Source organism: Tsukamurella pseudospumae, from assembly GCF_001575195.1.
GTDB lineage: Bacteria > Actinomycetota > Actinomycetes > Mycobacteriales > Mycobacteriaceae > Tsukamurella > Tsukamurella pseudospumae.
The window spans coordinates 405,920-430,505 of record NZ_LSRF01000001.1; the positions used below are offsets into that span (position 1 = coordinate 405,920).

26 protein-coding genes and 1 tRNA gene are annotated in these 24,586 nt (G+C 69.4%); 11 read left to right on the forward strand and 16 right to left on the reverse strand.

From position 1 onward, the window contains the following. Positions 1-2: 2 nt before the first annotated feature. Positions 3-1,118 carry a Nif3-like dinuclear metal center hexameric protein gene (locus AXK60_RS01845; protein WP_068569270.1) on the reverse strand — a complete coding sequence of 372 codons (1,116 nt, stop codon included), beginning with the start codon at positions 1,116-1,118 and terminating at the stop codon, positions 3-5. A 175-nt stretch (positions 1,119-1,293) separates the two neighbouring features. Here AXK60_RS01845 and AXK60_RS01850 point away from each other — a divergent pair, with 175 nt between their 5' ends. Both AXK60_RS01850 and AXK60_RS01855 read left to right on the forward strand, forming a co-directional pair. Next, a complete protein-coding gene (locus AXK60_RS01850) occupies positions 1,294-1,764 on the forward strand; it encodes a low molecular weight protein-tyrosine-phosphatase (protein WP_068569271.1) in 471 nt (156 codons plus the stop codon). Beyond that, positions 1,757-2,638: an SURF1 family cytochrome oxidase biogenesis protein gene (locus AXK60_RS01855; RefSeq protein WP_068569272.1), complete on the forward strand. Its 882-nt coding sequence runs from the start codon at positions 1,757-1,759 to the stop codon at positions 2,636-2,638. Before AXK60_RS01850 ends, AXK60_RS01855 begins: the two co-directional genes overlap by 8 nt. Here AXK60_RS01855 and AXK60_RS01860 read toward each other — a convergent pair. The 6 genes from AXK60_RS01860 to AXK60_RS27325 form a co-directional block, all read right to left on the reverse strand. Next, positions 2,577-3,509 (reverse strand): cobalamin biosynthesis protein, encoded by a 933-nt coding sequence (locus tag AXK60_RS01860; RefSeq protein ID WP_068569273.1) that lies wholly within the window; start codon positions 3,507-3,509, stop codon positions 2,577-2,579. The two genes, AXK60_RS01855 and AXK60_RS01860, sit on opposite strands and share 62 nt — an antisense overlap. A 23-nt stretch (positions 3,510-3,532) precedes the next feature. After that, a complete protein-coding gene (locus AXK60_RS01865) occupies positions 3,533-4,789 on the reverse strand; it encodes an NAD(P)/FAD-dependent oxidoreductase (protein WP_068569274.1) in 1,257 nt (418 codons plus the stop codon). Next, on the reverse strand, positions 4,786-6,210 hold the full coding sequence (locus tag AXK60_RS01870) for a cytochrome P450 (protein ID WP_068569275.1): 1,425 nt from the start codon (positions 6,208-6,210) through the stop codon (positions 4,786-4,788). Before AXK60_RS01870 ends, AXK60_RS01865 begins: the two co-directional genes overlap by 4 nt. Before the next feature lie 70 nt (positions 6,211-6,280). Next, positions 6,281-6,601 carry a 2Fe-2S iron-sulfur cluster-binding protein gene (locus AXK60_RS01875; protein WP_068569276.1) on the reverse strand — a complete coding sequence of 107 codons (321 nt, stop codon included), beginning with the start codon at positions 6,599-6,601 and terminating at the stop codon, positions 6,281-6,283. A 204-nt stretch (positions 6,602-6,805) separates the two neighbouring features. Beyond that, positions 6,806-8,071, reverse strand: coding sequence for a PucR family transcriptional regulator (locus AXK60_RS01880; RefSeq protein ID WP_068569277.1), 1,266 nt, complete (start codon positions 8,069-8,071; stop codon positions 6,806-6,808). A 97-nt stretch (positions 8,072-8,168) separates the two neighbouring features. Then, on the reverse strand, positions 8,169-8,444 hold the full coding sequence (locus tag AXK60_RS27325) for a hypothetical protein (protein WP_139057690.1): 276 nt from the start codon (positions 8,442-8,444) through the stop codon (positions 8,169-8,171). A 250-nt stretch (positions 8,445-8,694) separates the two neighbouring features. On the opposite strand from AXK60_RS27325, the gene AXK60_RS01890 reads away from it, so the two are divergent. Together AXK60_RS01890 and AXK60_RS01895 are read left to right on the forward strand one after the other, a co-directional pair. Then, a complete protein-coding gene (locus tag AXK60_RS01890; RefSeq protein ID WP_068569279.1) occupies positions 8,695-9,192 on the forward strand; it encodes a hypothetical protein in 498 nt (165 codons plus the stop codon). 17 nt (positions 9,193-9,209) lie between these two features. Continuing rightward, a complete protein-coding gene (locus AXK60_RS01895) occupies positions 9,210-9,674 on the forward strand; it encodes a hypothetical protein (protein ID WP_139057691.1) in 465 nt (154 codons plus the stop codon). Positions 9,675-9,753: 79 nt separating this feature from the next. Here the strand turns inward: AXK60_RS01895 and AXK60_RS01900 are convergent, their stop codons facing one another. The 3 genes from AXK60_RS01900 to AXK60_RS01910 all read right to left on the reverse strand — a co-directional run bounded on the left by AXK60_RS01900 (position 9,754) and on the right by AXK60_RS01910 (position 11,133). Further along, positions 9,754-10,371 (reverse strand): VOC family protein, encoded by a 618-nt coding sequence (locus AXK60_RS01900; protein WP_068569905.1) that lies wholly within the window; start codon positions 10,369-10,371, stop codon positions 9,754-9,756. A 67-nt stretch (positions 10,372-10,438) separates the two neighbouring features. After that, positions 10,439-10,663, reverse strand: a complete 225-nt coding sequence (infA, locus tag AXK60_RS01905) for a translation initiation factor IF-1 (protein WP_068569281.1) — start codon at positions 10,661-10,663, stop codon at positions 10,439-10,441. Then, the gene (locus AXK60_RS01910; RefSeq protein ID WP_068569282.1) at positions 10,660-11,133 is read right to left on the reverse strand and encodes a hypothetical protein; all 474 of its coding nucleotides are present in this window, start codon (positions 11,131-11,133) and stop codon (positions 10,660-10,662) included. The genes infA and AXK60_RS01910 overlap by 4 nt, the downstream gene beginning before the upstream one ends. 211 nt (positions 11,134-11,344) lie before the next feature. On the opposite strand from AXK60_RS01910, the gene AXK60_RS01915 reads away from it, so the two are divergent. After that, entirely contained in the window at positions 11,345-12,760 is a 1,416-nt protein-coding gene (locus AXK60_RS01915; protein ID WP_068569283.1) for a dihydrolipoyl dehydrogenase family protein, read from the forward strand. A gap of 9 nt (positions 12,761-12,769) precedes the next feature. On the opposite strand, the gene AXK60_RS01920 is transcribed toward AXK60_RS01915, so the two are convergent. The 3 genes from AXK60_RS01920 to AXK60_RS01930 all read right to left on the reverse strand — a co-directional run bounded on the left by AXK60_RS01920 (position 12,770) and on the right by AXK60_RS01930 (position 13,729). Beyond that, a tRNA-Val gene (locus AXK60_RS01920) sits at positions 12,770-12,843 on the reverse strand. Then, positions 12,834-13,346, reverse strand: coding sequence for a peroxiredoxin (locus AXK60_RS01925; RefSeq protein ID WP_068569284.1), 513 nt, complete (start codon positions 13,344-13,346; stop codon positions 12,834-12,836). Before AXK60_RS01925 ends, AXK60_RS01920 begins: the two co-directional genes overlap by 10 nt. Continuing rightward, positions 13,343-13,729, reverse strand: coding sequence for a DUF3052 domain-containing protein (locus AXK60_RS01930; RefSeq protein WP_068569285.1), 387 nt, complete (start codon positions 13,727-13,729; stop codon positions 13,343-13,345). The genes AXK60_RS01925 and AXK60_RS01930 overlap by 4 nt, the downstream gene beginning before the upstream one ends. Positions 13,730-14,009: 280 nt before the next feature. Between AXK60_RS01930 and aceE the strand changes: the two genes are divergently transcribed. The 5 genes from aceE to AXK60_RS01955 all read left to right on the forward strand — a co-directional run bounded on the left by aceE (position 14,010) and on the right by AXK60_RS01955 (position 20,191). Continuing rightward, positions 14,010-16,820: a pyruvate dehydrogenase (acetyl-transferring), homodimeric type gene (aceE, locus tag AXK60_RS01935; RefSeq protein ID WP_068569286.1), complete on the forward strand. Its 2,811-nt coding sequence runs from the start codon at positions 14,010-14,012 to the stop codon at positions 16,818-16,820. A gap of 6 nt (positions 16,821-16,826) precedes the next feature. Beyond that, positions 16,827-18,116 (forward strand): PucR family transcriptional regulator, encoded by a 1,290-nt coding sequence (locus AXK60_RS01940; RefSeq protein WP_139057692.1) that lies wholly within the window; start codon positions 16,827-16,829, stop codon positions 18,114-18,116. 137 nt (positions 18,117-18,253) lie between these two features. Further along, positions 18,254-19,156 carry an ACP S-malonyltransferase gene (locus AXK60_RS01945; RefSeq protein WP_082777742.1) on the forward strand — a complete coding sequence of 301 codons (903 nt, stop codon included), beginning with the start codon at positions 18,254-18,256 and terminating at the stop codon, positions 19,154-19,156. 114 nt (positions 19,157-19,270) lie between these two features. After that, the gene (gene acpM / locus AXK60_RS01950; RefSeq protein WP_068530048.1) at positions 19,271-19,576 is read left to right on the forward strand and encodes a meromycolate extension acyl carrier protein AcpM; all 306 of its coding nucleotides are present in this window, start codon (positions 19,271-19,273) and stop codon (positions 19,574-19,576) included. 255 nt (positions 19,577-19,831) lie between these two features. After that, a complete protein-coding gene (locus AXK60_RS01955; RefSeq protein ID WP_068569288.1) occupies positions 19,832-20,191 on the forward strand; it encodes a hypothetical protein in 360 nt (119 codons plus the stop codon). A 41-nt stretch (positions 20,192-20,232) separates the two neighbouring features. On the opposite strand, the gene AXK60_RS01960 is transcribed toward AXK60_RS01955, so the two are convergent. From AXK60_RS01960 to AXK60_RS01970, 3 genes are all read right to left on the reverse strand, one after another. Next, positions 20,233-20,652, reverse strand: coding sequence for a pyridoxamine 5'-phosphate oxidase family protein (locus AXK60_RS01960; RefSeq protein WP_068569289.1), 420 nt, complete (start codon positions 20,650-20,652; stop codon positions 20,233-20,235). 139 nt (positions 20,653-20,791) lie between these two features. After that, positions 20,792-21,307, reverse strand: a complete 516-nt coding sequence (locus tag AXK60_RS01965; protein ID WP_068569906.1) for a DUF3145 domain-containing protein — start codon at positions 21,305-21,307, stop codon at positions 20,792-20,794. A 138-nt stretch (positions 21,308-21,445) separates the two neighbouring features. Further along, the gene (locus AXK60_RS01970; RefSeq protein WP_068569290.1) at positions 21,446-22,267 is read right to left on the reverse strand and encodes a serine hydrolase domain-containing protein; all 822 of its coding nucleotides are present in this window, start codon (positions 22,265-22,267) and stop codon (positions 21,446-21,448) included. Positions 22,268-22,473: 206 nt separating this feature from the next. Here AXK60_RS01970 and AXK60_RS01975 point away from each other — a divergent pair, with 206 nt between their 5' ends. Continuing rightward, positions 22,474-24,564, forward strand: a complete 2,091-nt coding sequence (locus AXK60_RS01975) for an antitoxin (RefSeq protein WP_068569291.1) — start codon at positions 22,474-22,476, stop codon at positions 24,562-24,564. Positions 24,565-24,586: the final 22 nt, after the last annotated feature.

Genomic DNA, 24,586 nt, shown 5'->3' on the forward strand with positions numbered 1-24,586 from the left:
CTCTACGCATCCGCCGCCGGCGCGGCCCGCACCGTGAACGGATCCGTCGGCAGCTCGTGCACCGCGACGTCGAGGAAGGGCCAGAGCAGCTCGGCGACGGCGGCGCACCAAGGGAACTCGGTGCCCCAGTGGCCGGCGTCGATCAGCGCGGGTCCGCCGGCGCGCAGGTGCTCGTCGACGGGGTGGTGCCGCAGGTCGCCCGTCACGTAGGCGTCCACGCCGAGCCGCGCGACGGCGCCCAGCAGCGAGTCGCCCGCGCCGCCGCACACCGCGACGGTGCGGATCTGCGCGTCGGGATCACCGGCGGCCCGGGCGGGCGCGCCGAGGGCGTTCGCCACGTGCTGGGTGAACGCGGTGAGCGACATCGGCTCGGGCAGGGTGCCCACGCGGCCCAGGCCCCACTCCCGGTCGCCGCCCACGAGCTCGATCACGTCGTGCGCCGGCTCCTCGTAGGGGTGCGCGGCGCGCAGCGCGGCCAGGACCTCGGAGCGGCGACCGCGGGCGGCCACGAGTTCGGCCCGCGTCTCGGTGACCCGCGTCAGCTCGCCCGTCGTGCCGATGGCCGGATCGGCCGACGCGCCCGGCCGGAACTGGCCGGCACCGTCGACCCGCCAGGCGCACTCGGAGTACTCCCCGACCTCGCCCGCCCCGGCCTCGAACATCGCGGTCAGGACCTCGTCCGCCTGCGCGGGCGGGACCATGACGCCCCACCGGTCCAGCGGCAGGGGCGTGTCCAGGTATTCGACGGGGCCGGTGACGGTGAGGCCGAGCGCCGCGGCCAGCGCGTCGTTGACGCCGCCCCGCGCGCGGTCGGCGTTGGTGTGCGCGGTGAACAGGGCGCAACCGCCGCGGATCAGCCGGTGGATCAGCGCCCCCTTGGGCGTGCTCGCGGCCACCGTGTCCACCCCGCGCAGCAACAGGGGGTGGTGCGCGATGATCAGCTGCGCTCCGCGGGCGAGCGCGGCGTCGACCACGTCCCCGGTGACGTCCACGCAGACGAGCACCCGCTCGACCTCGGCGGCCGGGTCTCCGCACACCAGCCCGACGCTGTCCCACCCCTCCGCGAGTCGCGGCGGATACGCCTGATCGAGCATCTCGATGACCTCAGCCAGCTTCATGGCTGCCAGCGTAGAACCGTCACTGAACACACGAAACCCCGCTCACCAACCGTCCGGATGGCTGCGGGGCCGCTGTCCACGGGCTACTGCCCGGGCATGCCACCACGATACCCGCCCCGAAGAAGTCCCACCAGTGGAAATCGGCACACGCCGGGGCTTCGGGCAAGATGGTGGGGTGAGTACTCCGCTGCATGTCACGTTCGTGTGCACCGGCAACATCTGCCGGTCACCGATCGCCAGGATCGTCTACGAGCAGGCGGTGGCCGACGCCGGGCTCGCCGCCGCGGTGCGGGTCACGAGCGCCGGCACGGAGGGATGGCACGAGGGCAGCCCGGCGGACGCCCGTGCCCAGGACGTGCTCGCCGAGGCGGGCTACCCCACCGCGCACCGCGCCGCGGAGATCACCGACGACCATCTCGGCGCCGACCTGGTGGTCGCGCTCCACCGCTCGCACGTCGCTCCGCTGCGCGGTCTCGGCGTTCCCGACGAACGGCTCCGGCTCCTGCGCAGCTTCGACCCGGACGCCTCGCACGAGAGCGTGCCGGACCCGTTCTACGGCGATCACGACGACTTCCGCACCACGCTGGCGCAGGTCGAGGCCTCGATGCCGGGCATGATCGAGTGGACGCGAGAGCGCCTTGCCTAATTGGGTCAAGGTGGTCTTCCAGCCGCGGTGGATCGCGCTCGCCGTCGCCGCGCTGGCCTTCACCGCCCTGTGCTGGTCGGTGCTCGCGCCCTGGCAGCTCGGTAAGAACAGCTCCACCAGCCATCGCAACCAGGCCATCACCGACTCCGTGAACGCGGCCCCCGTGCCCGCCGCGCAGCTGCTCGGCGGCCGCACAGCGGTCCCGAAGGACGCGGAATGGCGCAAGGTGATGCTCACGGGCCAGTACCGCGCGGACCAGCAGTCCCTCGCCCGGCTCCGCAATCAGGACGGCAAGCCCGCGTACGAGGTGCTGGTCCCGTTCGCCGCGAACGACGGCGCGACCTATCTCGTGGACCGCGGCTTCGTCGCGACGCCCACCGGCGGCGTGGTGCCCGGGTTCGCGCCGCCACCGTCGGGCGTCGTGACGATCCAGGCCCGCATCCGCGCCCCGGAGCAGACCGATCCGGCGCGGGGCCCGCGCACCGAGGGCGGCTACCTGCAGGTGTTCGCGATCGATCCGGCGGCCATCGGGCCTGCTCAGGGCATCACCCTCGCCCCCGGATACCTCAACCTCAGCGACGACCAGCCCGGCGGTCTCGACCCCGTGCCGCTGCCCATGCTCGACGCCGGGCCGTACCTGTCGTACGGCCTGCAGTGGCTGGCCTTCGGGATCATGGCGCCGCTCGCGATCGGCTACTTCGTGTGGGCCGAGGTCAAGCGCCGCCGGGAGGACAAGGCGGTCTTCGACGCGGGGACGGCGGACCCCTCCGCCCCGGTCGACGGTGCCGAGGTCGTCGAGGACGCGCCCGAGATCACGCCCGAGGCCGCGCGCGCCGCCAGGCTCGCCGACCGGTACGGACGCAGAGGACAGTAGCGACCAGCGCGCCGAACTCGACGTTCCGCGACAGGGCCGCTGCCCGCCGCAGGTCGCCCGGCTCCGGCGCCCGGCCGTCGCCGAGTGTCGGCCGCAGCTCCACGCCGTGCGCGTACTGCGTGCAGCCGCCGAGCTGCAGCCCCAGCGCCCCGGCCGCCGTCGCCTCCGCCACGCCCGCGTTGGGGCTCGGGTGCTTGCGTGCGTCGTTCCGCCACGCGCGCAGGGCGTCCGACGGTGCCCCGCCCACCGTCGGGGCCAGGGCGACGGTGACGGCACCCGCCAGCCGGGCGGGCACGTAGTTGAGAGCGTCGTCGAGCCTGGCGGACGCCCAGCCGAACTCGGCGTACCGGTCGTTGCGGTAGCCGACCATGGCGTCGAGCGTGTTCGCCGCGCGGTACGCGAGCAGGCCCGGGAGGCCTGCGACGGCGCCCCAGAACAGCGGAGCCACCGCGGCGTCGGAGGTGTTCTCGGCGACGGATTCGGTGGCGGCCCGGGCGAGTCCGGCGGTGTCGAGGACCGACGGGTCGCGGCCGCAGAGGCTCGGCAGCAGGGCTCGCGCGGCGGGGAGGTCGTCGCGCTCGAGGTCGGCACCGAGCGTGGCGCCGACCCTCCGCAGTCCCGCTCCCCCGACGACGGCCCACGTGCCGATCGCGGTGGCGCCGGGGACCTTCCGCGCCGCGTACCCCAGCGCCGCGGCGCCGCCCACGAGGATCGCGGTGTGGGCGGCGCCCCGGAACTTCGACGGGGCGTACATCCTGGCCTCGAGAGCCAGTGCCGCGGTGCCGAACCCGGCCACCGGGTGATAGCGGTGCGGGTCGCCGAGGAGCTCGTCGGCGAGGACGCCGAGGGCCAGTTCGGTGGAGCGGTTCACGGCTCGATCCTGCCAGCCGCGATTCAGCCGGCGGGCTGCGCCTCCAGGAGGGACCTCAGCGGGGTCTCGAGGTCCGCCAGCAGCGCCCGGTCCGGAGCGAGCCCCTGCGCGATCGCGCGCTTGCTGAACATGAACTCCTGCGCCCGGTTGACGCAGTCCGCCGCGATGAGGCGGCCCTGCGCGAAGTAGAAGCACGCGAAGCCGCGCCCGTCGGCCGGGTCACCGCGCAGCACGATCTCGTCGTACCCCGCGTTCAGGCCCGCGATCTGCAGTTTCAGGTCGTACTGATCGGACCAGAACCACGGCAGCGCGGCGATCTCCTTCTGCCCGCCGCAGATCGCGGCGGCGACGCTCTTGGCCTGCTCCATCGCGTTCGGCACCGACTCCAGCCGCAGCCGACGGCCGTAGCGCGTGTCGTGGTAGCTCGCGCAGTCCCCGGCGGCGAAGACGTGCGGGTCGCTCGTGCGCCCGTACGCGTCGATGACGACGCCGTTGTCGACCGGCAGCCCCGCCGCCGCCGCGAGTTCGACATTGGGGACCACGCCGACGCCGACGATGACCAGCTCGGCGCGGACGAGCTCACCGTCGGACAGGCGGACGCCCGTGACCCGGCCGTCGTCACCCTCGAGGCCCGCGACGCCGACGCCCACGCGGATGTCGACGCCCTCCTCGCGGTGCACCCGGTCGTAGAACTCGGAGACCTCGGGCGCGGTGACGCGCTGCAGCACACGGTCGGCGACCTCGATCACCGTGACCCCGATCCCGAGCTTGCGCAGCGAAGCGGCCGTCTCCAGCCCGATGTAACCGGCGCCGATGATGACGGCGTGGCGCGCCGTCGCCGTGTCCTCGCGGATGCGCCCGATGTCGGCGGCGTCGCGCAGGTAATGGACCCCCTCGAGGTCGGCTCCGGGCAGCTCCAGGCGTCGCGGCCGGGCTCCGAGGCACAGCACGAGCTCGTCGTAGCCGAGGCTCTCCCCGTCCTCGAGGTCGACGGTGCGGGCCTCGCGGTCGATGCCGACGACCCGTCCCTGCCGGAAGTCGACCCCCTCCTTGGTGTAGAAGTCGGGCTTGCGGATGAGCAGGTCGTCCAGCGTCGTCGTGCCTGCCAGGTAGGTCTTCGACAGCGGCGGGCGCTGGTACGGCAGGGAGGGCTCGTCGCCGATCAGCAGGATCCGCCCCTCCCATCCGTCCTGGCGCAGGCCCGCGCACAGCTGCGCGCCGGCGTGGCCGGCGCCGACGATGACGACGCGCTCGGGCTTCGGGAACCGTTCGTCGTTCATCGGGACGCCTCCTCCGAGTCGTCCGAGCGACGTGGCGTGAGGGTGACCATCATCTTCTCGTAGCCCTTCACGAAGTTGGACTGCACGTACGCGGGCTCGCCGATCACCGTGATGTCCTCGAAACGCGGGAGCAGTTCCTCCCACAGGATGCGCAACTGCATCTCCGCGAGGCGGTTGCCCATGCAGCGGTGCACGCCGAAGCCGAAGGCGATGTGGTTGCGGGCGTTCTTGCGGTCGATCACGAAGTCGTCGGGATTCTCGAACTGGCGCTCGTCGCGGTTGCCCGAGGCGTACCACATGACCACCTGATCGCCCTTGCGGATGAACTGCCCGCCGAAGTGCACATCCCTCGTCGCGACGCGGCGCATGTACGCGAGCGGCGTCTGCCAGCGGATGATCTCCGAAACCATGTTGGTGATGAGCGACGGGTCCGCCTTGAGCTTGGCGAACTGGTCCGGGAAGCGGTTGAGCGCGAGCACACCGCCCGACATCGAGTTGCGGGTGGTGTCGTTGCCGCCCACGATGAGCAGCGTCAGGTTGCCCAGGAACTCCAGCGGCCGGTTGATCAGGTCCTTGGTGTCCTCGGAGGTCTGCATCAGCGTGATCAGGTCGAACCCGGGCTCCTCGCCGGCCTCCCGACGCGCGGCCTTGTCGTACCAGAGGTCCATGAAGGCGCGGGCCATCTCGCCCGTGGCCTCGTAGAAGCCGTCGAGGTCAGTGGTGCCGCCGGTGCCCTGCCCGGTGCCGCTGATCGTGTCGGACCAGTAGGTCAGCTTGCGCCGCTGGTCGTAGGGGAAGTCCAGCAGCGTCGCGAGCATGCGGCCCGTGATCTCCATCGACACACGATCGACCCAGTCGAAGGGCTCGCCGATCGGCAGGCCGTCGAGGACCTCCTGGACCCGCTCGCGGATGAGCGACTCCATCTCCTTGAGATTCTTCGGAGCCACCACGCCCTGCACGGCCTTGCGCTGCACGTCGTGCTTCGGCGGGTCCATGGCGATGAACATGGCGATGTCGAGCGGGGGCTGACCGAGCACGATGTACGGCTCCGCCGAGAAGGTGTCCGGATCGGTGTCGACGGCGCGGATGTCGTCGTAGCGCGTGATCGACCAGAACGGCCCGAACGGACTCTCCGACCGGTAATGCACCGGGGCCTCGTCGCGCAGGCGGGCGAAGTACGGATACCACTTGCCCTGCCGGTTCATGAACGGGTTGCTGACGTCGATGTCGGTGAGGGGCACGTCCGCCGGATCCGGGATCGGCTGTTCGACGAAGGTGACCGGCTTGCTGATGCCGGTGAAGCGCTTCGCACGCTCCACGAGGTGCGCCGCCTGCACCTGCCGGTCGACGGGCACCGTCGACTGCACCTTGTCCAGTACGCGGGCCTTGGCCCGCTCGAGAACGCTGTCCGTGGTGTTCATGATTCCGTTCGACCGCCTGTCTGATGGGAGAGTCTTTGGGCTGCTAGAATTTTCGGGCTGTTGAGCGCGGCTACATCTGGTACTCGGGCAGGTGCACCAGGATCCCGTCGAGCTTGGCCTGGGCCCGCACCTGGCAGGCGAGGCGCGAGTTCGGCACGCACTCCGGCGACATCTCGACCATCTGGCTCTCCTCGTCGGAGCGCGTGCCGGTGACGCCGATCCAGTCCGCATCGACGATGACGTGGCAGGTGCCGCAGGCGGATTCGCCGCCGCAGTCCCCATCGATGCCGGGGACGCCGTTGCTCGTCGCGATCTCCATCAGCGACTCGCCCTCGACGAGGTCGACGTCGTGGACGGTGCCGTCGTGTTCGACGAAGGTGACTGTCGACATGGTTCATCCCTCTTCCGTGTGCTGCTGGTCCCTGCGGTTCTCGCGGGCTCCGTGCTCCCCTTGCGGGTGAGGGGCCGCTGCGGGGCTGCTTCGGCCTGCTTACAACGCTATGAGCAGGTGACAGGGCTCACAATGGTGTCCCGCGCCATTCCGGGGAGCCGCGACTGGTGCGGGGAGCCACCCCGCCGAGAGCGGGCGCGGAGGTCAGTCGTCGGCGACGGGATCGGCCGCGGCGAGGCGGAGGGCGGCCTCGATCTCGCGCCGGCGGCTGAGTACCGCGTGGCCGAGGAGGTCCTCGACCTTCTCCATCCGGTTCACCACCGTGTTCTTGTTGACGCCGAGTCGTCGGGCCGTCCGGATCGGGCTGAGGTTCTCGTCCAGGTAGACCTGCACCGTGCTGCGCAGCCGCGCCGCCTGCTCGTCGTCGACGGCAAGGGGGCCGAGCTCCGCGCGCACGAATCGCTGCGCAGCAACGGGATCCGCGGTGAGCAACTCCAGCAACGCGACATCGTGATGGAACACCACCCGCTCGCTCCGGTTCCCCGCGAACCGCGCGACGCGGCGCGCCGCAGTGGCCTCGTCGTGCGTGCGGATCAGCCCGTCGATGCCGGGCGACGCATCGCCGACGGTGACGTGAACCGGGTCGGGAACCACGAGTTCCGCACGGACGCGATCGAGGTCGTGCGCGATGACCCGTGCCCACCCCCACACGACCCAGTTCCCCACGGGCACGAGCATGACCTCTCCCCCGCGACCGACGACCGATCCGACTCGAGCGGCGACGGATTCCAGGGTCACGGCGTGCCGGCCGTCGGGTTCGGACGGTTCCATCCAGACGATGAACCCCACATGGGTGCCACTGACGTCGTAGCGCAGCGCGGCCGACGCCCGGTCAGCCGGCATCGAGCCGCCGTCGAGAAGCTCGCGGACGGTCTCGGCGCGCAGCACGGCCGCGCCGCGGTTCCGCCGAGCACGTTCCTCGATGTAGGTATGGGTGAGCTGCACCGACACGGCGTCGACGTAGGCGAAGAAGAAGCGCGACGCGCGGAGCAACGCCTCGGCTCGCACGTCGTCGTCGGCCTCGAGCCTGCTGATCGTGGTCTGCCATGCGGCCTCGACGAGCTCATGACCGAGGCGGTAGGCGCGCAGCATCGCGTGCAGCTCGATGCCGCGGTGGACCAGCTCGGCCGGCCATGCGGCGGCGACGGGCGGGGGGTCGAGCTCCGCGGTCCGCGAGCTGCGCCGCAGCCCGCGCCACACGTCGTGCAGGGTCCGCGTGGCGACGGTGCCGGTCATGCGGCGCAGGTCCTCGTCGCCGTCCTCCGCGAACTCCTCGACGCGGGTGTAGATCGCCTCGAGGATCTCGTCGCTCAGTCGGTCGGGGTCGATGGCGTCCGCCAGGCCGCCGAGGAGCGCCTCGATGGCCCGATCGCGGTCGGTCCCCGCGGAGCCGAGGTCGATCTCTGCCATGCGTTCCCGTCCCGATCCGAGGCGCCCACGACGCCGGCCTGCCCGATGCGCCGCTCATGGTAGCCACCCGCGCCGCCCCGGCGGGCCGCCTCGCCCATCAGCCGTGCGGTACGCGGCGGCGCCACCACGACTGCGACCGCCAGGAGTACGGGTCCTCCACGGTCACGAGCAGGAATCGGCGATCCAGCTCCTCGACCGCGACTCGCAGTCGCCGAGCTCTGCGACCGCCGTTGCGCATCATGCTCTCAAGGCGATCCCGTGCGTCCGTGAGCACGTTGCCGTCGCAGCACTCACATCCCGTGCGATAGCCGTAGTCACCGTCGCGGACACGTTGTTCGGTCCGCTCGACGTGCTCGCGCCATTCGTTCAGCAACGTGATGGCGGGAACCGCGGGCCGCGGTTTCCGCGGCCGATGCGGATTCACCGCTGCGGGGCGGACGCCCCGTTCTTCGAAGAGAGTGTCATTCGCGGCGCCGTGACGTGGCGCGGCCGGTGCGGGGCGGCCGAGTCGCCGCAGGGAATACCGTAGCGCAGCACATCGGGAACCGAACCGCCTCCTGATGCGTCCAATGTATAGGGGGACCGCCGACCGCCACCGAGGTCTCCCGACGAAGGAAGCGTCGATGGTGGAACCCCGTTCATCCTGCTGGGACGAGCCCCAGCAGCGCCCGTTCGCAGCAGTTCCCGCGGATTCGGTACTCACTCACCTCGGCAAGATATCGGCCGGCGTCGCCGTGTTCAACGAGGTCCCGCTGTGGCGCGAGCATGCGGTGGAACGTTGGGTGGAGGTCGATGTCTCCATGATCGAGGGAGCACAGACCATCGAGGAAACGGTTCGGCAGGTGCGGCGGAGACCGCAGTCGGCACGATCGCGGAAGAAGGACTGCGTTCGCTACTTCCGCGCCGGCGACCTGATGGATGCCGGATACTTCCCGATGCGCACGCCCTCGATCGGCATCCCTCGACACGTGAGTGTCTACGGCGACATGACGGACATGATGGCCCGAGCGGACAAGGATTTCGGTGCGACTCTGATCGATCAGGCCGTACACCGCTGGTGGTGGGACCTGCCCGGTCGTGCCACACTGGAATCGATTGAACTTGCAAGGAGGCTCCCCTGATGCCTGACACCTCATGGATGCACGAATCGCCGGTCCAGGCTCCGACGGTCATTCAGCATTGGGACGGCCTGACGTCGATCACACTCTCCAAACTGCCCGACTCCTCGGCTCGACTGCTGTGGGTGTTCGAGGAGGACCATCCTGATCAGCTGGGGATCTTCGTCCATCTGACCACCGATGAGGCACAGGTGGTGTTCGACACTGCCCCGGAGGTCGGACTACTCGAGAAGGTCCGCGGCACCCTGGCCGACAACACCGCACTGATCTGGCACATCGACCAGCAAGTGATGAGCGCGAAGGTCATCGAGCTGCCGCGTTCCGGATCCGAATCGGACCTGTGGGAGTTCATCGACGGGCAGATCGATGCGGGCTTCGATCGATCATTGAGCATGCGCGATCCCGACTTGCGCATCGCTTCCGATGACATCGCTCTCATCGCGCTGCAAGCCAGAGAAGCCACCTTGATCGGCGCAGCGTCCTAACACGATTCATTCGCAGGATTCCGGCCGAAGGCAAGAGGCGGCAGGTCATCGAGGGCGATGGCCGGTAGCCCAGGCCGACTCACTGCCAGACGAAGCCGTCGGGGTCGGTGAGGGCCCCGAGGACACCGTCGATGCGCAGGCGGTGGGAGCCGCTGCCCTCCGCGGGCACGCCCGCGTCCTTCGCCGCTGCCCTCCGCCCGTACAGCGCGAGTTTCACCGCACCGGGCGCTGCGTCGAACTCGACGTACTTGCGGCCGAAGCTCTTCGCGACCGTGAGGCCGTGCTCGACGTAGAACGCCTTGGTGGCGGCCACGTCGTCCACGCCCAACAGGAGGACCACGTCGTCGATGACGCGCAGCGGGGCGCCGGTGGTCTTCTTCGAGGAGGAGGCCACCTTCCAGATCGTGCCGTCGGGGGCTCGGAACACGCCGCCGTAGCCCCAGAAGGACTTCCGCGCGGGCTTGATCTCCGTCGCGCCCGCCGCAAGGGCGGGCTCGACGAAGGAGTCCACGACGGCCGGCTCGGCCACGACGAGCGAGACCACGCAGCCGCGGAAGCCGGTGGACTCGCCGGCGGCGGGCGCGACGCGCAGTCGCTCGTCGGGGCCGAACGCGGTGTCGTAGAAGGCCCGGGCGGCAGCCGGATCGGCGACCTCCAGGGTGAGGGAACGGACCGGGGTGGAAACTGATGTCGTCATGCCCACAACGCTATGAGCTGGCCGTTCCGGGTGCTTCTCGATTCCTGACCGATCCGCTCCCCGCCGGTCAGCTGCGGTACCGGAACAGGATCCGGCCGCGCGTGAGGTCGTAGGGGCTGATCTCCACGAGTACCCGGTCGAGCGGCACGATCTTGATGTAGTTCTTCCGGATCTTCCCGCTGATGTGGGCGAGCACGACGTGCCCGTTGTCCAGCTCGACCCGGAAGGTCGCGTTCCGCAGCCCTTCGACGACGGTGCCTGAGGCCTCGATGCCGCGCGCTGTCTTCGTCATGCCCGCACCAGCTCGACCGTGGTCTCGACGGCGGACCCGCCCGCGGCCTCGAGGGCGTCGATCGTCGCCCGGTCGGCGGCGTCGACGTCGGCGGCGAGGAAGGGCGTCGGCCGTCCCGCGTGCGGCCGGACCGCGCGCACCACGGGCAGGTCCGCGATCGGCGGAGGAGGCCCGTCGGGGTCGAACGGGATGCGGTACAACACTTCCCGACGGCGCTCGGCGAATCCGTGGCGGCGCCAGGCGGCCAACAGGTCGTCGTCGCCGGCGGCGACCAGGGTGCACAGAGGCAGGGGCAGCTCGGCGAGGATCGCCGCCGCGATCAGGTCGAAGGCCGGTGCGCTCCAGGCGTCGACGCTGATGAAGCCGGGCCTGCGCGAGGTCCCGCCGCGGCCGATGACCAGGCCTTCGGCATCGACGGCGAGCCAGTCACCGTCGTCGGCGCGCTGCAGAGTGAGAGAGGAATCGTTCATGGTGGTGCCTTTCAGGAAAGCCTGTGCGGCGCTCCTGGTGATGACACCTAGTTCAGCCGTGGGATCGGAGGGAGCACCGACATCGTTGAAACGTTCACGGGTCTCACCTCCTCAGGGCCTGTCACGGTCCGGCCCAGCGTAGCCAGTGGTCGCACGCCGCCGCATCTTCTTTTTCCGGCGCCCGCACTACGGTGGTCCGAGGAGGTGCGCGATGGACGAGACGACCTATGACGTGATCGTGATCGGAGGCGGGCCGGTCGGCGAGAACGTGGCCGACCGCGCCGTCCGGGGCGGGCTCACCGCCGCCCTGATCGAGAGCGACCTGTACGGCGGCGAGTGCTCCTACTGGGCCTGCATGCCGTCGAAGGCGCTGCTGCGACCGGGCCAGGCCCTGCGCGAGGCGCAACACGTGCGCGGCGCCCTCGCCGGCCCCGCCGCGCTGGATCCGTCCGAGGTCTTCGCGCGGCGCGACGCCGTGGCCCACGACTGGGACGACACCGGCCAGGCCCGCTGGGCGCCTGCGTCCGGGATCGTCACCGTCCGCGGGCACGGCCGGCTCGCGGGGCCGCGCCGGGTCACCGTCGCCGGGCCCGACGGTGCCGAGACCACCCTGACCGCGCGACACGCCGTCGTCGTCGCGACCGGGACGGACGCGTCCGTGCCCGACATCGAGGGCCTGCGCGCGGCGCGGCCGTGGACCAGCCGCGAGGCCACCAGCGCGAGGTCGGCGCCCGGGCGGCTCGCGGTGATCGGCGGCGGCGTGGTCGCGACCGAGATGGCCACGGCGTACGCCTCGCTCGGTTCGGCGGTGACCCTCATCGCGCGCAGTGGCGTGCTGACGAACCTCGAGCCCTTCGCGGGCGAGGCCGTCGCGGACGGGCTGCGCGCGGTGGGCGTCGAGATCGTGACCGGCGAGTCACCGACGCGGGTCACGCGCACGGACGGCGAGGTCACCATCGAGACCTCCGGCGGGCGGACCGTCGTGGCCGACGAGGTGCTGGCAGCCACCGGGCGGACTCCGCGCACCGCAGACCTGGGGTTCGAGACGGTCGGGCTGGAGCCCGGGTCGTGGCTCGCAGTGGACGACACGATGCTGGTGGACGGCTTCGACTGGCTGTACGCGGCCGGCGACGTCAATCACCGTGCCCTACTCACGCATCAGGGCAAGTACCAGGCGCGGGCCGCGGGCGACGTGATCGTGGCGCGGGCGAAAGGCGAGGCCGTCGATGACGGGCCCTGGGGCGTGCACGTGGCGACCGCCGACCACTCCGCGGTGCCGCAGGTGATCTTCACCGACCCGGAGGTCGCGGCGATCGGCGTGACCGAGGCGCAGGCGCGGAAGGCCGGCACGGACATCGCGGTGGTCGACTACGACCTGGGCTGGGTGGCCGGCGCGAGCCTGTACGCGGACGGCTACGCCGGGCGGGCGCAGATGGTCGTCGACGAGGGCCGGGGCGTGGTGATCGGCGTGACCCTCGTGGGCCCCGCCGTGGCCGAGCTCCTGCACGCGGCCACGACCGCGGTGGTGGGTGAGGTCCCGATCGCGCGGCTGTGGCACGCGGTGCCGGCGTACCCCACGATCAGCGAGATCTGGCTACGGCTCCTGGAGCGCTACCGCGACCGGTGACCGCATCGGTGCGCACAGAGGGACTCGAACCCCCGACAGCCGGTGTGTAAGACCGGAACTCTAACCAACTGAGCTATGTGCGCTTGCCGGATGAGGCTAGCGCAGCGAGGGCGTGTTCCCAAAGCGACTGATCGCGCGGGACCCCGGGCTCGTTCATCTCGGAGAAGCGGATCACGCCGTCGCGGTCGATGACGAAGGTGCCGCGATTGGGGTAGCCGTTGCGCTCGTTGAGCACGCCGTACTCGCGCGACACCGCACCGTGCGGCCAGAAGTCGGACACGATCGGGAACAAGTAGCCCTGCGAGCCCGACCACACCTTGTGCGTCGGCGGCGGGCCGACGGACACGGCGATGACGGCGGCATCGTCGTTCTCGAACGACGGGAGCGAATCGCGGATGCCCCCGAGCTCGCTCTCGCAGGTGCCCGTGAACGCGAGCGGGAAGAACACCAGCAGCACGTTCTTCTTCCCGCGATAGGACTCGAGCGAGACCGGCCGGTTGTTCTGATCACGCAGCGTGAAGTCGGGCGCGACCGCCCCGACCTGCAGGGGTGCGGACGGCGCACCGTCGGGGCAGGGCGTGGTCACCTCTTGGCCACGCGCCCCGACTTCGGCTGCACCAGGCGCGAGCCGATCCACGACCCGAGGTTCGTCGACGAGGTCTGGGTGAGGCCGGCGGTGGGCGCGGCCTCGGCGATCTCGCTGGGCTGCACGTGGCCGGGCTGGCCCGTCTTGGGGCTGAGCACCCACACGTAGCCGTCGTCGGACAGCGGCGTGATGACGTCCATGAGCGTGTCGACCAGGTCGCCGTCGTCGTCCCGCCACCAGAGGATCACGACGTCGACGACCTCGTCGACGTCCTCGTCGAGCATCTCCGCGCCGGTGAGCTCCTCGATGGCGAGGCGCAGGTCGTCGTCGGTGTCCTCATCCCAACCGATCTCCTGCACGATGTTTCCGGGCTGCAGGCCCATCTTCTGGGCGAATGACCCATTCGTGGACACCGGTGGGAGCCTCCTCGCGTTCGCACGGACGGCCCGATGCCGTCCGTTCAGCAGTGTTGCGTGTCAACTTACGGCACGTGCGCCCGCACGCAAGCGGGGTACGCCGAAGTCGCACCTGCGGACCTGGCGAATTCCACCACGCGGAATCCGACTGTCGAGTAGCTTTCGAATGCGGCAGGATGGGATCTGCGACACACCGCGCACCCCCGGCATCATCCAGTACCGCCTTCGCGACCCGTGAGGAGCACTTGTGACCGACTCGACCGTCACCACCCCGGCAACCACTTCCGGAGGGGGGCCCGCACCGTCGAACGACGGTCGTCCGGACCGCGTCCGCGTGATCCGTGAGGGCGTGGCCTCGTACCTACCGGACATCGACCCGGACGAGACGGGCGAGTGGATCGAGTCCTTCGACGACCTGATCGCGACGCACGGCCCGGCCCGCGCCCGGTACCTGATGCTCCGTCTGCTGGAACGCGCGAGCGAGCAGCGGGTGTCCATCCCGTCGCTCACCTCGACCGACTACGTCAACACCATTCCCACCGACCTCGAGCCCTGGTTCCCGGGCGACGAGGAGCTCGAGCGCCGCTACCGCGCGTACATCCGCTGGAACGCCGCGGTCATGGTGCACCGCGCGCAGCGTCCGGGCGTCGGGGTCGGCGGCCACATCTCCACCTATGCGGGCGCGGCCTCCCTGTACGAGGTGGGCTTCAACCACTTCTTCCGCGGCAAGGACCATCCCGGCGGCGGCGACCAGGTGTTCATCCAGGGCCACGCCTCCCCCGGCATCTACGCCCGCGCCTTCCTCGAGGGTCGCATCCCCGCGGAGCGCCTCGACGGCTTCCGCCAGGAGAAGTCGCACGAGGACAAGGGCAAGGGCCTCCCGTCCTACCCGCACCCCCGGCTGCTGTCGAACTTCTGGGAGTTCCCGACGGTGTCCATGGGTCTCGGTCCGATGAACGCCATCCAGCAGGCTCGGTTCAACCACTACCTGCACGACCGCGGCATCAAGGACACCTCCGACCAGCACGTGTGGGCGTTCCTCGGCGACGGCGAGATGGACGAGCCGGAATCGCGCGGCCAGATCCAGATCGCGGCGACCGAGGGCCTGGACAACCTGACCTTCGTGGTCAACTGCAACCTGCAGCGCCTCGACGGCCCGGTCCGCGGCAACGGCAAGATCATCCAGGAGCTCGAGTCCTTCTTCCGCGGCGCCGGCTGGAACGTGATCAAGGTGATCTGGGGCCGTGAGTGGGACGCGCTGCTCCACAAGGACCGCGACGGCGCCCTCGTCAACATCATGAACAACACGCCCGACGGCGACTACCAGACCTTCCGTGCCAACGACGGCGCGTTCATCCGGGAGCACTTCTTCGGCCGCGACCCGCGGACCAAGGAGCTGGTCCAGGACATGACCGACGAGCAGATCTGGGGCCTGCGCCGCGGCGGCCACGACTACCGCAAGCTGTACGCGGCCTACCAGTCGGCGATGGAGCACAAGGGCCAGCCCACGGTTATCCTGGCCCACACGGTCAAGGGCTTCAGCCTGGGCCACAACTTCGAGGGCCGCAACGCGACCCACCAGATGAAGAAGCTCACGCTCGACGACCTCAAGGGCTTCCGCGATCACCTGCGGATCCCGATCACCGACGAGGAGCTGGAGAAGGACCCGTACCTCCCGCCGTACTACACCCCGGGACCGGAGTCGAAGGAGATCCAGTACATGCTGGATCGCCGCAAGCAGCTCGGCGGCTTCGTGCCGTCGCGCCGTACGCAGGCCCAGGTGCTCCAGACGCCCGGCGTCGACGCCGTGAAGGTGATGCTCAAGGGCTCGGGCAAGCAGCAGGTCGCCACCACGCAGGCGGTCGTGCGCATCTTCAAGGAGCTGCTGCGCGACAAGGAGGTCGGCCCGCGGATCGTGCCGATCATCCCCGACGAGGCGCGCACCTTCGGCATGGACAGCTGGTTCCCCACGCTGAAGATCTACAACCGGCTCGGCCAGACCTACACGGCGGTCGACGCGCAGCTCATGCTCGCGTACAAGGAGAACCCGCAGGGCGTCATCCTGCACGAGGGCATCAACGAGGCCGGTTCGACGGCGTCGTTCACCGCGGTCGGCACGTCGTACGCCACGCACGACGTCCCGATGATCCCGCTGTACATCTTCTACTCGATGTTCGGCTTCCAGCGCACGGGTGACGGCCTGTGGGCCGCCGCCGACCAGATGGCCCGCGGCTTCGTGCTCGGCGCGACCGCCGGCCGCACCACGCTGACCGGTGAGGGCCTGCAGCACGCCGACGGCCACAGCCACGTGCTGGCGTCGACCAACCCGGCCGTCGTCGCGTACGACCCGGCGTTCGCGTACGAGCTCGCGCACATCGTGATCGACGGCCTGCGGCGGATGTACGGGGAGAACCCGGAGAACATCTACTACTACATCACCGTCTACAACGAGCCGATCAGCCAGCCGGCGCAGCCGGAGAACCTGGACGTCGACGGTCTGCTCAAGGGCATGTACCTGTTCAAGCCCGCGGAGAGCACGCACGAGAAGAAGGCGAACATCCTCGCCTCGGGCGTGACCATGCCCGACGCGCTCGCGGCACAGGAGATGCTGGCCGCGGACTGGGGCGTCTCGGCGTCGGTGTTCTCGGTCACCAGCTGGGTGGAGCTCTCCCGCGACGGCATCGAGTCGGAGAAGGCGGCGCTGCGCGATCCGTCCGCGGAGTTCCGCACGCCGCACGTGACGAAGGTGCTCGCCGGCACCGAGGGCCCGACGATCGCTGCGTCCGACTTCATGCGCGGCACGCAGGACCTGATCCGGCAGTGGGTGCCCGGCACCTATGTCACGCTCGGCACCGACGGTTTCGGGTTCTCGGATACGCGTCCGGCCGCCCGGCGCTACTTCAACGTCGACGCGGAGTCGATCGTCGTGGGTGTTCTGCTGGGGCTCGCGCGCGACGGTGCGCTCGATTTCTCGGTCGCCGCGGAGGCCGCGAAGCGGTACCGGATCGACGACGTGCTCGCCGCCCCGAAGCAGGTTTCGGACCCCGGCGTAGCCTAGGACTCCATGACCGCCGATACGGGCTCGTTCCCCCTCCCCGGGAGGCCGGGGAAGGGGGGCTTCACCAGGAAGCGACCCGAGCCCCGTGAGGTGCTGCCCGAGGCGATCCTCGCCAGGATCCGCCAGTACTCGGGCCGCGTCGCGACGGAGGCGGTGCGCTCCATGGAGGAGCAGCTGCCCTACTTCGCGGATCTGGAGGCCAGCCAGCGGGCGTCGATCCAGCTGGTCGTCCAGACCGCGGTGGTCAACTTCGCGGAATGGATCGACCACGGCGGCGACGTCGCGTACACCGTGGCGGCCTTCCAGTCGGTGCCGCAGGACCTGGCCCGGCGGGTCACGCTCCTGCAGACCGTCGAGATGGTCCGCGTGGCCATGGAGTTCTTCGAGCGCTGGCTGCCGCTGCTGGCGCGCAACGAGGAGCAGCTCATCGCGCTCACCGAAGCCGTGCTGCGGTACGGCCGGGAGATCGGATTCGGCGCCGCGGCGATCTACGCCTCGGCCGCCGAGGCCCGGGGCGCGTGGGACTCGCGGATGGAGGCGCTGGTCGTCGACGCGGTCGTCCGCGGCGACACCGGCGCGAACCTCCTCTCCCGCGCCGCGGCCCTGAACTGGGACCCGGTCGCGTCGGCCACCGTCATCGTCGGCAATCCCCCACCGGACCAGAACGTGTCGGTGGCCGGATCGGTCCACGACACGGCCCGGTCGCACGGCCGCTCGGCCCTCGCCGTTGTGCAGGGCACCAAATTGGTGGTCATCGTCAGCGGCGCGGTCACCACCGGGGACCCGTTCGGGGAGGCGCTGATGCGTCACTTCGCCGACGGTCCCGTGGTGATCGGGCACACCACGCCCACTCTCGAGGACGCGCACGCATCGGCCGTGGAGGCCATCGCCGGCGTCAACGCGGTGGCGGGGTGGCCCGGGGCCCCGCGTCCGGTGCACAGCTGGGAGCTGCTGCCCGAACGCGCCCTGATCGGCGACACGCACGCGGGCCGCACGCTCTACGAGTTGCTCGTCAAGCCGCTCGAGGAAGCCGGTTCGGCGTTGTCGGACACGCTGGACGCCTACCTCGATTCGGGCGGCGCGGTGGAGTCCTGCGCCCGCGAGCTGTTCGTCCACCCCAACACCGTGCGGTACCGCCTGAAGAAGATCGCGGAGATCACCGGGCGCGATCCGCAGGACCCGCGCGACGCCTTCGTGCTCCGTGTGGCAGCGACGATCGGGCGTCTCGCGGCGGCCAATCCGGACCGTTTCACCCCCGCCGCTATGACGCGAATCACAGACCTCTCACTGAGCTAGTCGAGTCACAAATAACACTCTGGTAACAGCCAGGACTCGCTGAGCAGCACTTTTGTGGAAACCCCACAAATTACCTGGGGCAGGTTCTCAGGCTCCAACACCTTCCTTTCAGGTTCCCGGGGTGTTTCCTGGTAAGCGTGATTGCACTGCTCGCACCCGGACAGGGTTCCCAGAAGCCCGGCATGCTGACGGCATGGCTCGACCAGCCTTCTGCCGTGGAGCGCCTTCGCGCGTGGTCCGAGATCGCCGATCTCGACCTGGTCCGCCTCGGCACCATCGCCGAGGCCGACGAGATCACGGACACCGCCGTGACCCAGCCCCTCGTCGTGGCCGCCGCACTGCTCGCGTTCGAGCAGATGGGCGACCAGCCGTCGGACACCGTCGTCGCCGGCCACTCCGTCGGTGAGCTCGCCGCCGCCGCCGTCGCCGGCGTCATCACGGCCGACGAGGCCGTGCGCCTGGCCGCGATCCGCGGCCGCGCCATGGCCGCGGCCTGCGCGCTCGTCCCCACGTCGATGACCGCCGTGCTCGGCGGCGTCGAGGAGGACGTGCTCGCCACCCTCGAGTCCTTCGACCTCATCCCGGCCAACATGAACGCCTCCGGGCAGATCGTGGCCGCGGGCACCGTCGAGAACCTGGCGAAGCTGGCCGACAACGCCCCCGAGAAGGCGCGCCTGCGCCCGCTCGCCGTGGCCGGCGCCTTCCACACGGAGTTCATGGCCCCCGCGCAGGAGGCCGTCGCGGCCGCCGCGCAGTCCATCATCCCGCGTGACCCGCAGCTGACCCTGCTGTCCAACCGTGACGGCAAGGCCGTGACCTCCGGCGCCGAGGCCCTCGCCGCCATCGTCGCGCAGGTCACCCGCCCGGTCCGCTGGGACCTGTGCACCGCCACCATGCGCGAGGCCGAGGTCTCGATGGTCGTGGAGCTGCCGCCGGCCGGCGCCCTCGTGGGCATCGCCAAGCGCGAGCTCAAGGGCGTGCCGCAGGTCGCCGTGAAGACCCCGGCCGATCTGGCCGAGCTGCTCGCCCCGGCGCAGTAGCCTTCGTACCGCCGACGGGGCCGCCCGGCACCGTCGAACCCGCGACGTACGTCGCACAGATACTCCCGTCTCCGCGAAATCGCGGGTCGGGTCACACAAGGAAAGGGACCCACTGTGGCCACCAGCCAGGACGAAATCGTCGCCGCCATCGCCGAGATCATCGAAGAGGTCACCGGCATCGAGCCCTCCGAGGTCACCCTGGACAAGGCGTTCATCGACGACCTGGACATCGACTCGCTGTCGATGGTCGAGATCGCCGTGCAGCTCGAGGACAAGTACGGCGTCAAGGTGCCGGACGAGGACCTCGCGGGCCTGAAGACCGTTGGCGACGCCGTCGCGTACATCCAGAAGCTCGAGGCCGAGAACGCTGATCTCGCTGCCGAGCTCAAGGGCAAGTACGAGGCCGAGAAGGGCAAGTAAACCCTGCACCTCCCGATTCGTCGGGGGTCGATTGCGGGCGCTCACTCCGGTGAGCACTGAGCATTTCTCCAGAGACCGGCCGTCGGGGCATCCCGGCGGCCGGTTTCGCATCTCCGACGGTTCCCGGTTCGACGGTGCCCGAGTAGTCCCGCGCCTCGCTCGCAGGATTTCGGGTAGTCCGCTACGCGTGCCGATTCCCCTGGGGCCGAGCCATTCTGATCCGGCAAGCAACCCACCGATCAGAAGGACAGTCCCATGAACTCAACCACCAAGAGGGCGGCCGCCACCGCCGCCGCCCTGGCGCTCGTCCCCCTCGGCGGGCTGCTGGGCTCCGGCGCGGCCAACGCCGCGACCGTGACCTTCAGCAACCCGGTCGCCACCTGGGCCGGTGCCAAGGTGATCGTCCGGAACCTCACGTACGGGGACGCGGGCTGGTGCACCTACCGCTCGCGGCCCCAGGGCTGGAACTTCGACACCGTCTCGATCCCGTTCCCGCTGCCGAGCAAGGCCGTCCGGGAGGTGATCGTGCCCGGCGCCCAGCCCACCGGGAAGTGGTACTGGGTGCGGGTCACCTGCAACTACGCGCCCACGTCCGCCCGTTGGGTCAAGTACTGACGTCCCGACGGTGCCGGGGCCGCCCCGGCACCGTCGGCGATCTACATCGTGAGGTCGGCCCCCAGCCAGTGCTCGGGCTCGAGCACCACGGTCAGATGCTCCCCCAACTGCCCGAAGGCGAAGTCGAGGTAACCGTCGAGCGCCGGGCCGGAGAGGTAGCGGGCGGCCATCGCGCGGATCTCCTCCTCCGTCGACGTCCTCGACTCGGCGACGGGCCCCTCGACGCTGACGTACATCGTGCGGGGTTCGACGGTGTCGACCATCAGGGAGAACCGCCCCGAGGCCTCGAGCGCGCGGGCCTTGCGGGACGTGGGGCCGATCGTGATCCACGGCCGGCCGCCGGGCTCGTAGGCGTACCAGACGGGCACCGTCAGCGGGCCCAGGCCGGGCTCGGCGACGGAGAACGCGGCGACGTGCGGTTGGGCCAGGAACTGCTGCTTCTCGGACGTGGAGAGTGCCATGTCCCGATGGTGGCAGATCGGGCTGACAAACTTCTCGCCGATGAGCGGCGGGGTATCCCGGTCCCGGCGGGGCGCCATCGCTTCACAGCGCCGCGCTCGCCCGCCCGGGCCGGGTTTCAGGCAGGTCTGAAGTGGACCGTCAGCTGACGGCCTGCGAGAGCCAGGTGACCTCGGCGCCCTGGCCACCCATGCGGAAGGGCTCGAGCGCGTCGTCCCAGGCGGTGCCGAGGAGCGAGTCCATGGCGGTCTGCATGCCCTCGGGGCCCTGTTCGAGCATCATCGAGCGCAGCTGTGCCTCGCCCAGCAGGGTGTCGCCGGACGCGCTCATGGTGCCGCGCCACAGCCCCAGTCCCGGGGCGTAGCAGAACCGCTCACCGTCGACCCCCTCGGAGGGGTCCTCGGTGACCTCGAACCTGATGGAGTTCCACTCCCTCAGGGTGTTCGCCATCCGCGCGCCACTGCCGACCGGGCCTACCCAGTCGACTACGGCGCGCTGCGTGCCGGGGACGGCCTCCTGCGCGGACCACTTGAGGGTGGCCCGGGCGTCGAGGGTCCTCGACAGTGCCCACTCCACGTGCGGGCACAGTGCAGCAGGTGCGGCGTGAATCCAGACGACTCCCGTCGTCACCTCTGCAAACTGACTCAGCTGCTGCATGGTTGCCACCTTCTTCGTTTCGACGAGGACGTCTTCCCCAAGCCACCTGTCGAGAACGAGCGGAGCTACCAGCTGCTGCTTTATCACATCGATGTAGTTATGAAGCCATTGTGCACCATGATGCGCGTGTTGCGCCAGTTACACGCCTTGAAGTTCCTGAGAAATCAGGCGGTCGTTGAACTCGGACCACAGCGGCTTCGCCCACGCCCCGAACGGCCGGTCCGTCAGGATCACCGCTGCGAGCTGCAGGTCCGGGTCGAACCACAGGCACGTCCCCGCCTGCCCGAAGTGCCCGACGGTGCGCGGCGAGTTCCGTGTTCCCGTCCAGTGCGCGCGCTTGTCGCCCTTCACCTCGAAGCCGAGCCCCCAGGTGTTGTTCGCGAACTTGCCGTATCCGGGCACGAAGCCCGGCAGGCCCGGGAAGTGGACCGACAGCGCACCACCGACGGTGCCGGGGTCGAGCAGGGTGGGCGCGGCGACCTCGGCGGCGAAGCGGGCCAGATCGGCCACCGTGGACCGCGCGCCGTGCCCGGCCGGCCCCGCGAGCTCCGTGTTCCGCATCCCGAGTGGCGCGAACACCGCCTCGCGGAGATACTCCGGAAAGGGGATTCCGGTCTCGCGCTCGACCAGTTGCGCCAACAATTCGTAGCCGTAAGAGCTGTATATACGTTGGTTGGCCGGCGGCGCCTGCACGGCGGGAGAATCGAAGGCGATGCCGGATGCATGCGCCAGGAGATGTTCGACGGTGCTCCCCTCCGGCCCGGCGGGCTGCCGCAGCGCGATCGCCTCCTCCTCGATCGCGACGAGGACCCCGTATGCGACGAGAAGCTTGGTGACAGAAGCCAGTTCGTACGGTCGGTCGACATCTCCGTAGGTGTCGACGGTACGCCCGAGGTCGGTGCGCAGCAGCGCCCCCGCCGCGTTCTCGACGGGCCATTCGGACAACTCCGCGAGGCTCATTCGCTTCCTTCCACTCGTTGCCCCCACCCTATCGCGAATCTTTCAGGAACTTAGGTTTGGTCAATAGCAGAGCAAGAAACACTTGACATCCAACTCCCAAAATTTGCTTCTGCACAATCGCTGATGTTCAACACTTCAACGGACTTATTCTCAGCGCGGATGCACGATTGCGTCATCTGCATTTCGTCCGAGAGGAACCTCCCACCATGAGTGCGAAGCATCGTAAGGCGTCGAAGCTGGCCGCGAAACGAACCGCCGTCGCAGCGACCGCCGTCGGCGCCACCGCGGCCGTCGGCTTGATGGGCGCGCCGGCCCAGGCTGCCACGACCGCGCCGGACTACAGCAAGGCGATCAGCGACTACTCACATGCGCTGGACAACTTCCTCAACGCCGCGAACAACGCGTCCAACGCCGGGGGGAGCGTATGGAATCCGGTCGCCGGCGGCACCGGGGGCCTCCTTCCGGTCTTCGGGTCCGACTACTCGAAGGTCGACATCACCAAGATCTCGAGTCTTCCTCAGGTCCTGAAGAACGTCGGTGGTCTCACGCTTCCCACTACAATCCCGGGGGTCGTGCCAAACATCTCGGTGCCAGGCAGCGGGCCCATCGCCCTCCCGCTACCAACCACGATTCCCGGTGGCAACGTGCTCACTACTGTGGGAACCAACCTCGGCAACATCCTCTCCAGCGATCTAGTCAAACCGTTCGTTAACGTTCTTGATTCTGCTTCGCTCAGCAGTCTCATCGTCGGCCTTGAGGCCACCCAAACGAAGTACACCAGCGGATACAACTGGGGCTTGCTCGGAGTCAACGGGCAAACCCAATTTCTCAACACTTTCCTCAAGACCCCGAGCGGCATTACCCTGAATCTCGGGAGCATCGTAGGGCTCGACCCCGGCGGGATTGGGGGGATCCTGGGAGGGATCACAGGAGTCGACCTCACGAAGATTCCGCTCCTTCCGAATGGAACGCTTCCGTCCGGAACCATCTGGGTTCCGCAGGGCAACGGCACGTACAACTTCCCCCTGCAGACCAAATTGGGTTGGTGGGGCGCGATGCCGACGGGGGCCGTAACCATCCCCAAGTGGCTCACCGGCACAGATGACATCACGACTGTCATCGCAGTCCCCATCTTCGGCTCAGGTGTGCAGCTACCGATGAAGGTGGCCTCCTTCGGCTCGCTCGGGGGAAATGTCCTGCTTCCGACAGCCAACGGCGTCTACTCGCCGATTGGCGCAACGCTTTCGAACGTGAACACTGCGCTCGGATTCGGACTGACGAACCTGAACGTAACGACAGGCAACTACGTCGGCACAAACGGCATCAACCTCAACAACGGCCAGAACCTGCTCGTAATGCAGAACCCTCTAGGTGTGCCTATTCCGTTGCTCTACGGCCTTGGGGGCTTCAACTTTGGAGTGGAGGGTGCAGGACTCACCTCGCCGTCGCTCTTCGGGATCAAGTTGTTCTCCGACAACCTGCTCCAGGTGGGACAGAAGACCGGGCCGAATACCTCAGCCGGACTGATTCCGTCGACCCTCCTGCCCACTGATCCGCTCGGTCAGATCACGACCGGCGTCTTGGCACCATTCGGCGTTGATTCGCTGACGCACCTACTAGGCATTGACAAAGTCATCACACCCGTAATGACGGCGTTCGGGCCTGTCTACCAGGTGTTCTCCACGATCGCCCTCAAGCCGATCTCGGACCTGGCAACGCAGCAGTACGGCCCGATGGTGAACAACACTGCGTCGAGCATCCTGGATCTCTCACAGCGGGCAGTGGACCAAAGCAAGAACCTGCCCGGGGCGGACAAGCAGCAGCCCGTTCCCGCTGTGCAGCAGGCCAGCGCCCCCGCGGCGAACCCACTCGCGCTCCGGTCGGCGCCGACACCGGCAGCCGCGCCCGCCACTCCGGAAACCACTTCCGGCACGATTCCCACCGTCAGTGGGAATAACGATCAGTCCCCGGCACCGGCCGGTGCGACCAGCGAGGACGACGGAGCCCCAGACGCCAGTGCGGGCAAGCATCGCACGGGTACCCCGGTGAAGGACATCGCCGACAAGATCAGCGGCGGGCTCAACTCGGTGAGCGACAAGATCACCGACGGGGCCGACAAGATCACGGGCGGTCTCGACAAGGCCGGCGACAAGATCACCGGCGGAAACGATAAGACCGGCGACAAGGTGACCGGTGGGAGCGACACCGTCGTCACGGAGAAGGTGACACCGGAGGCCGACAAGCCAGACACGGCACCGTCGGACGACGAGAAGCCGACCACCGGCGACGACAAGTAACCCCCTCCCCCACAACCGAACA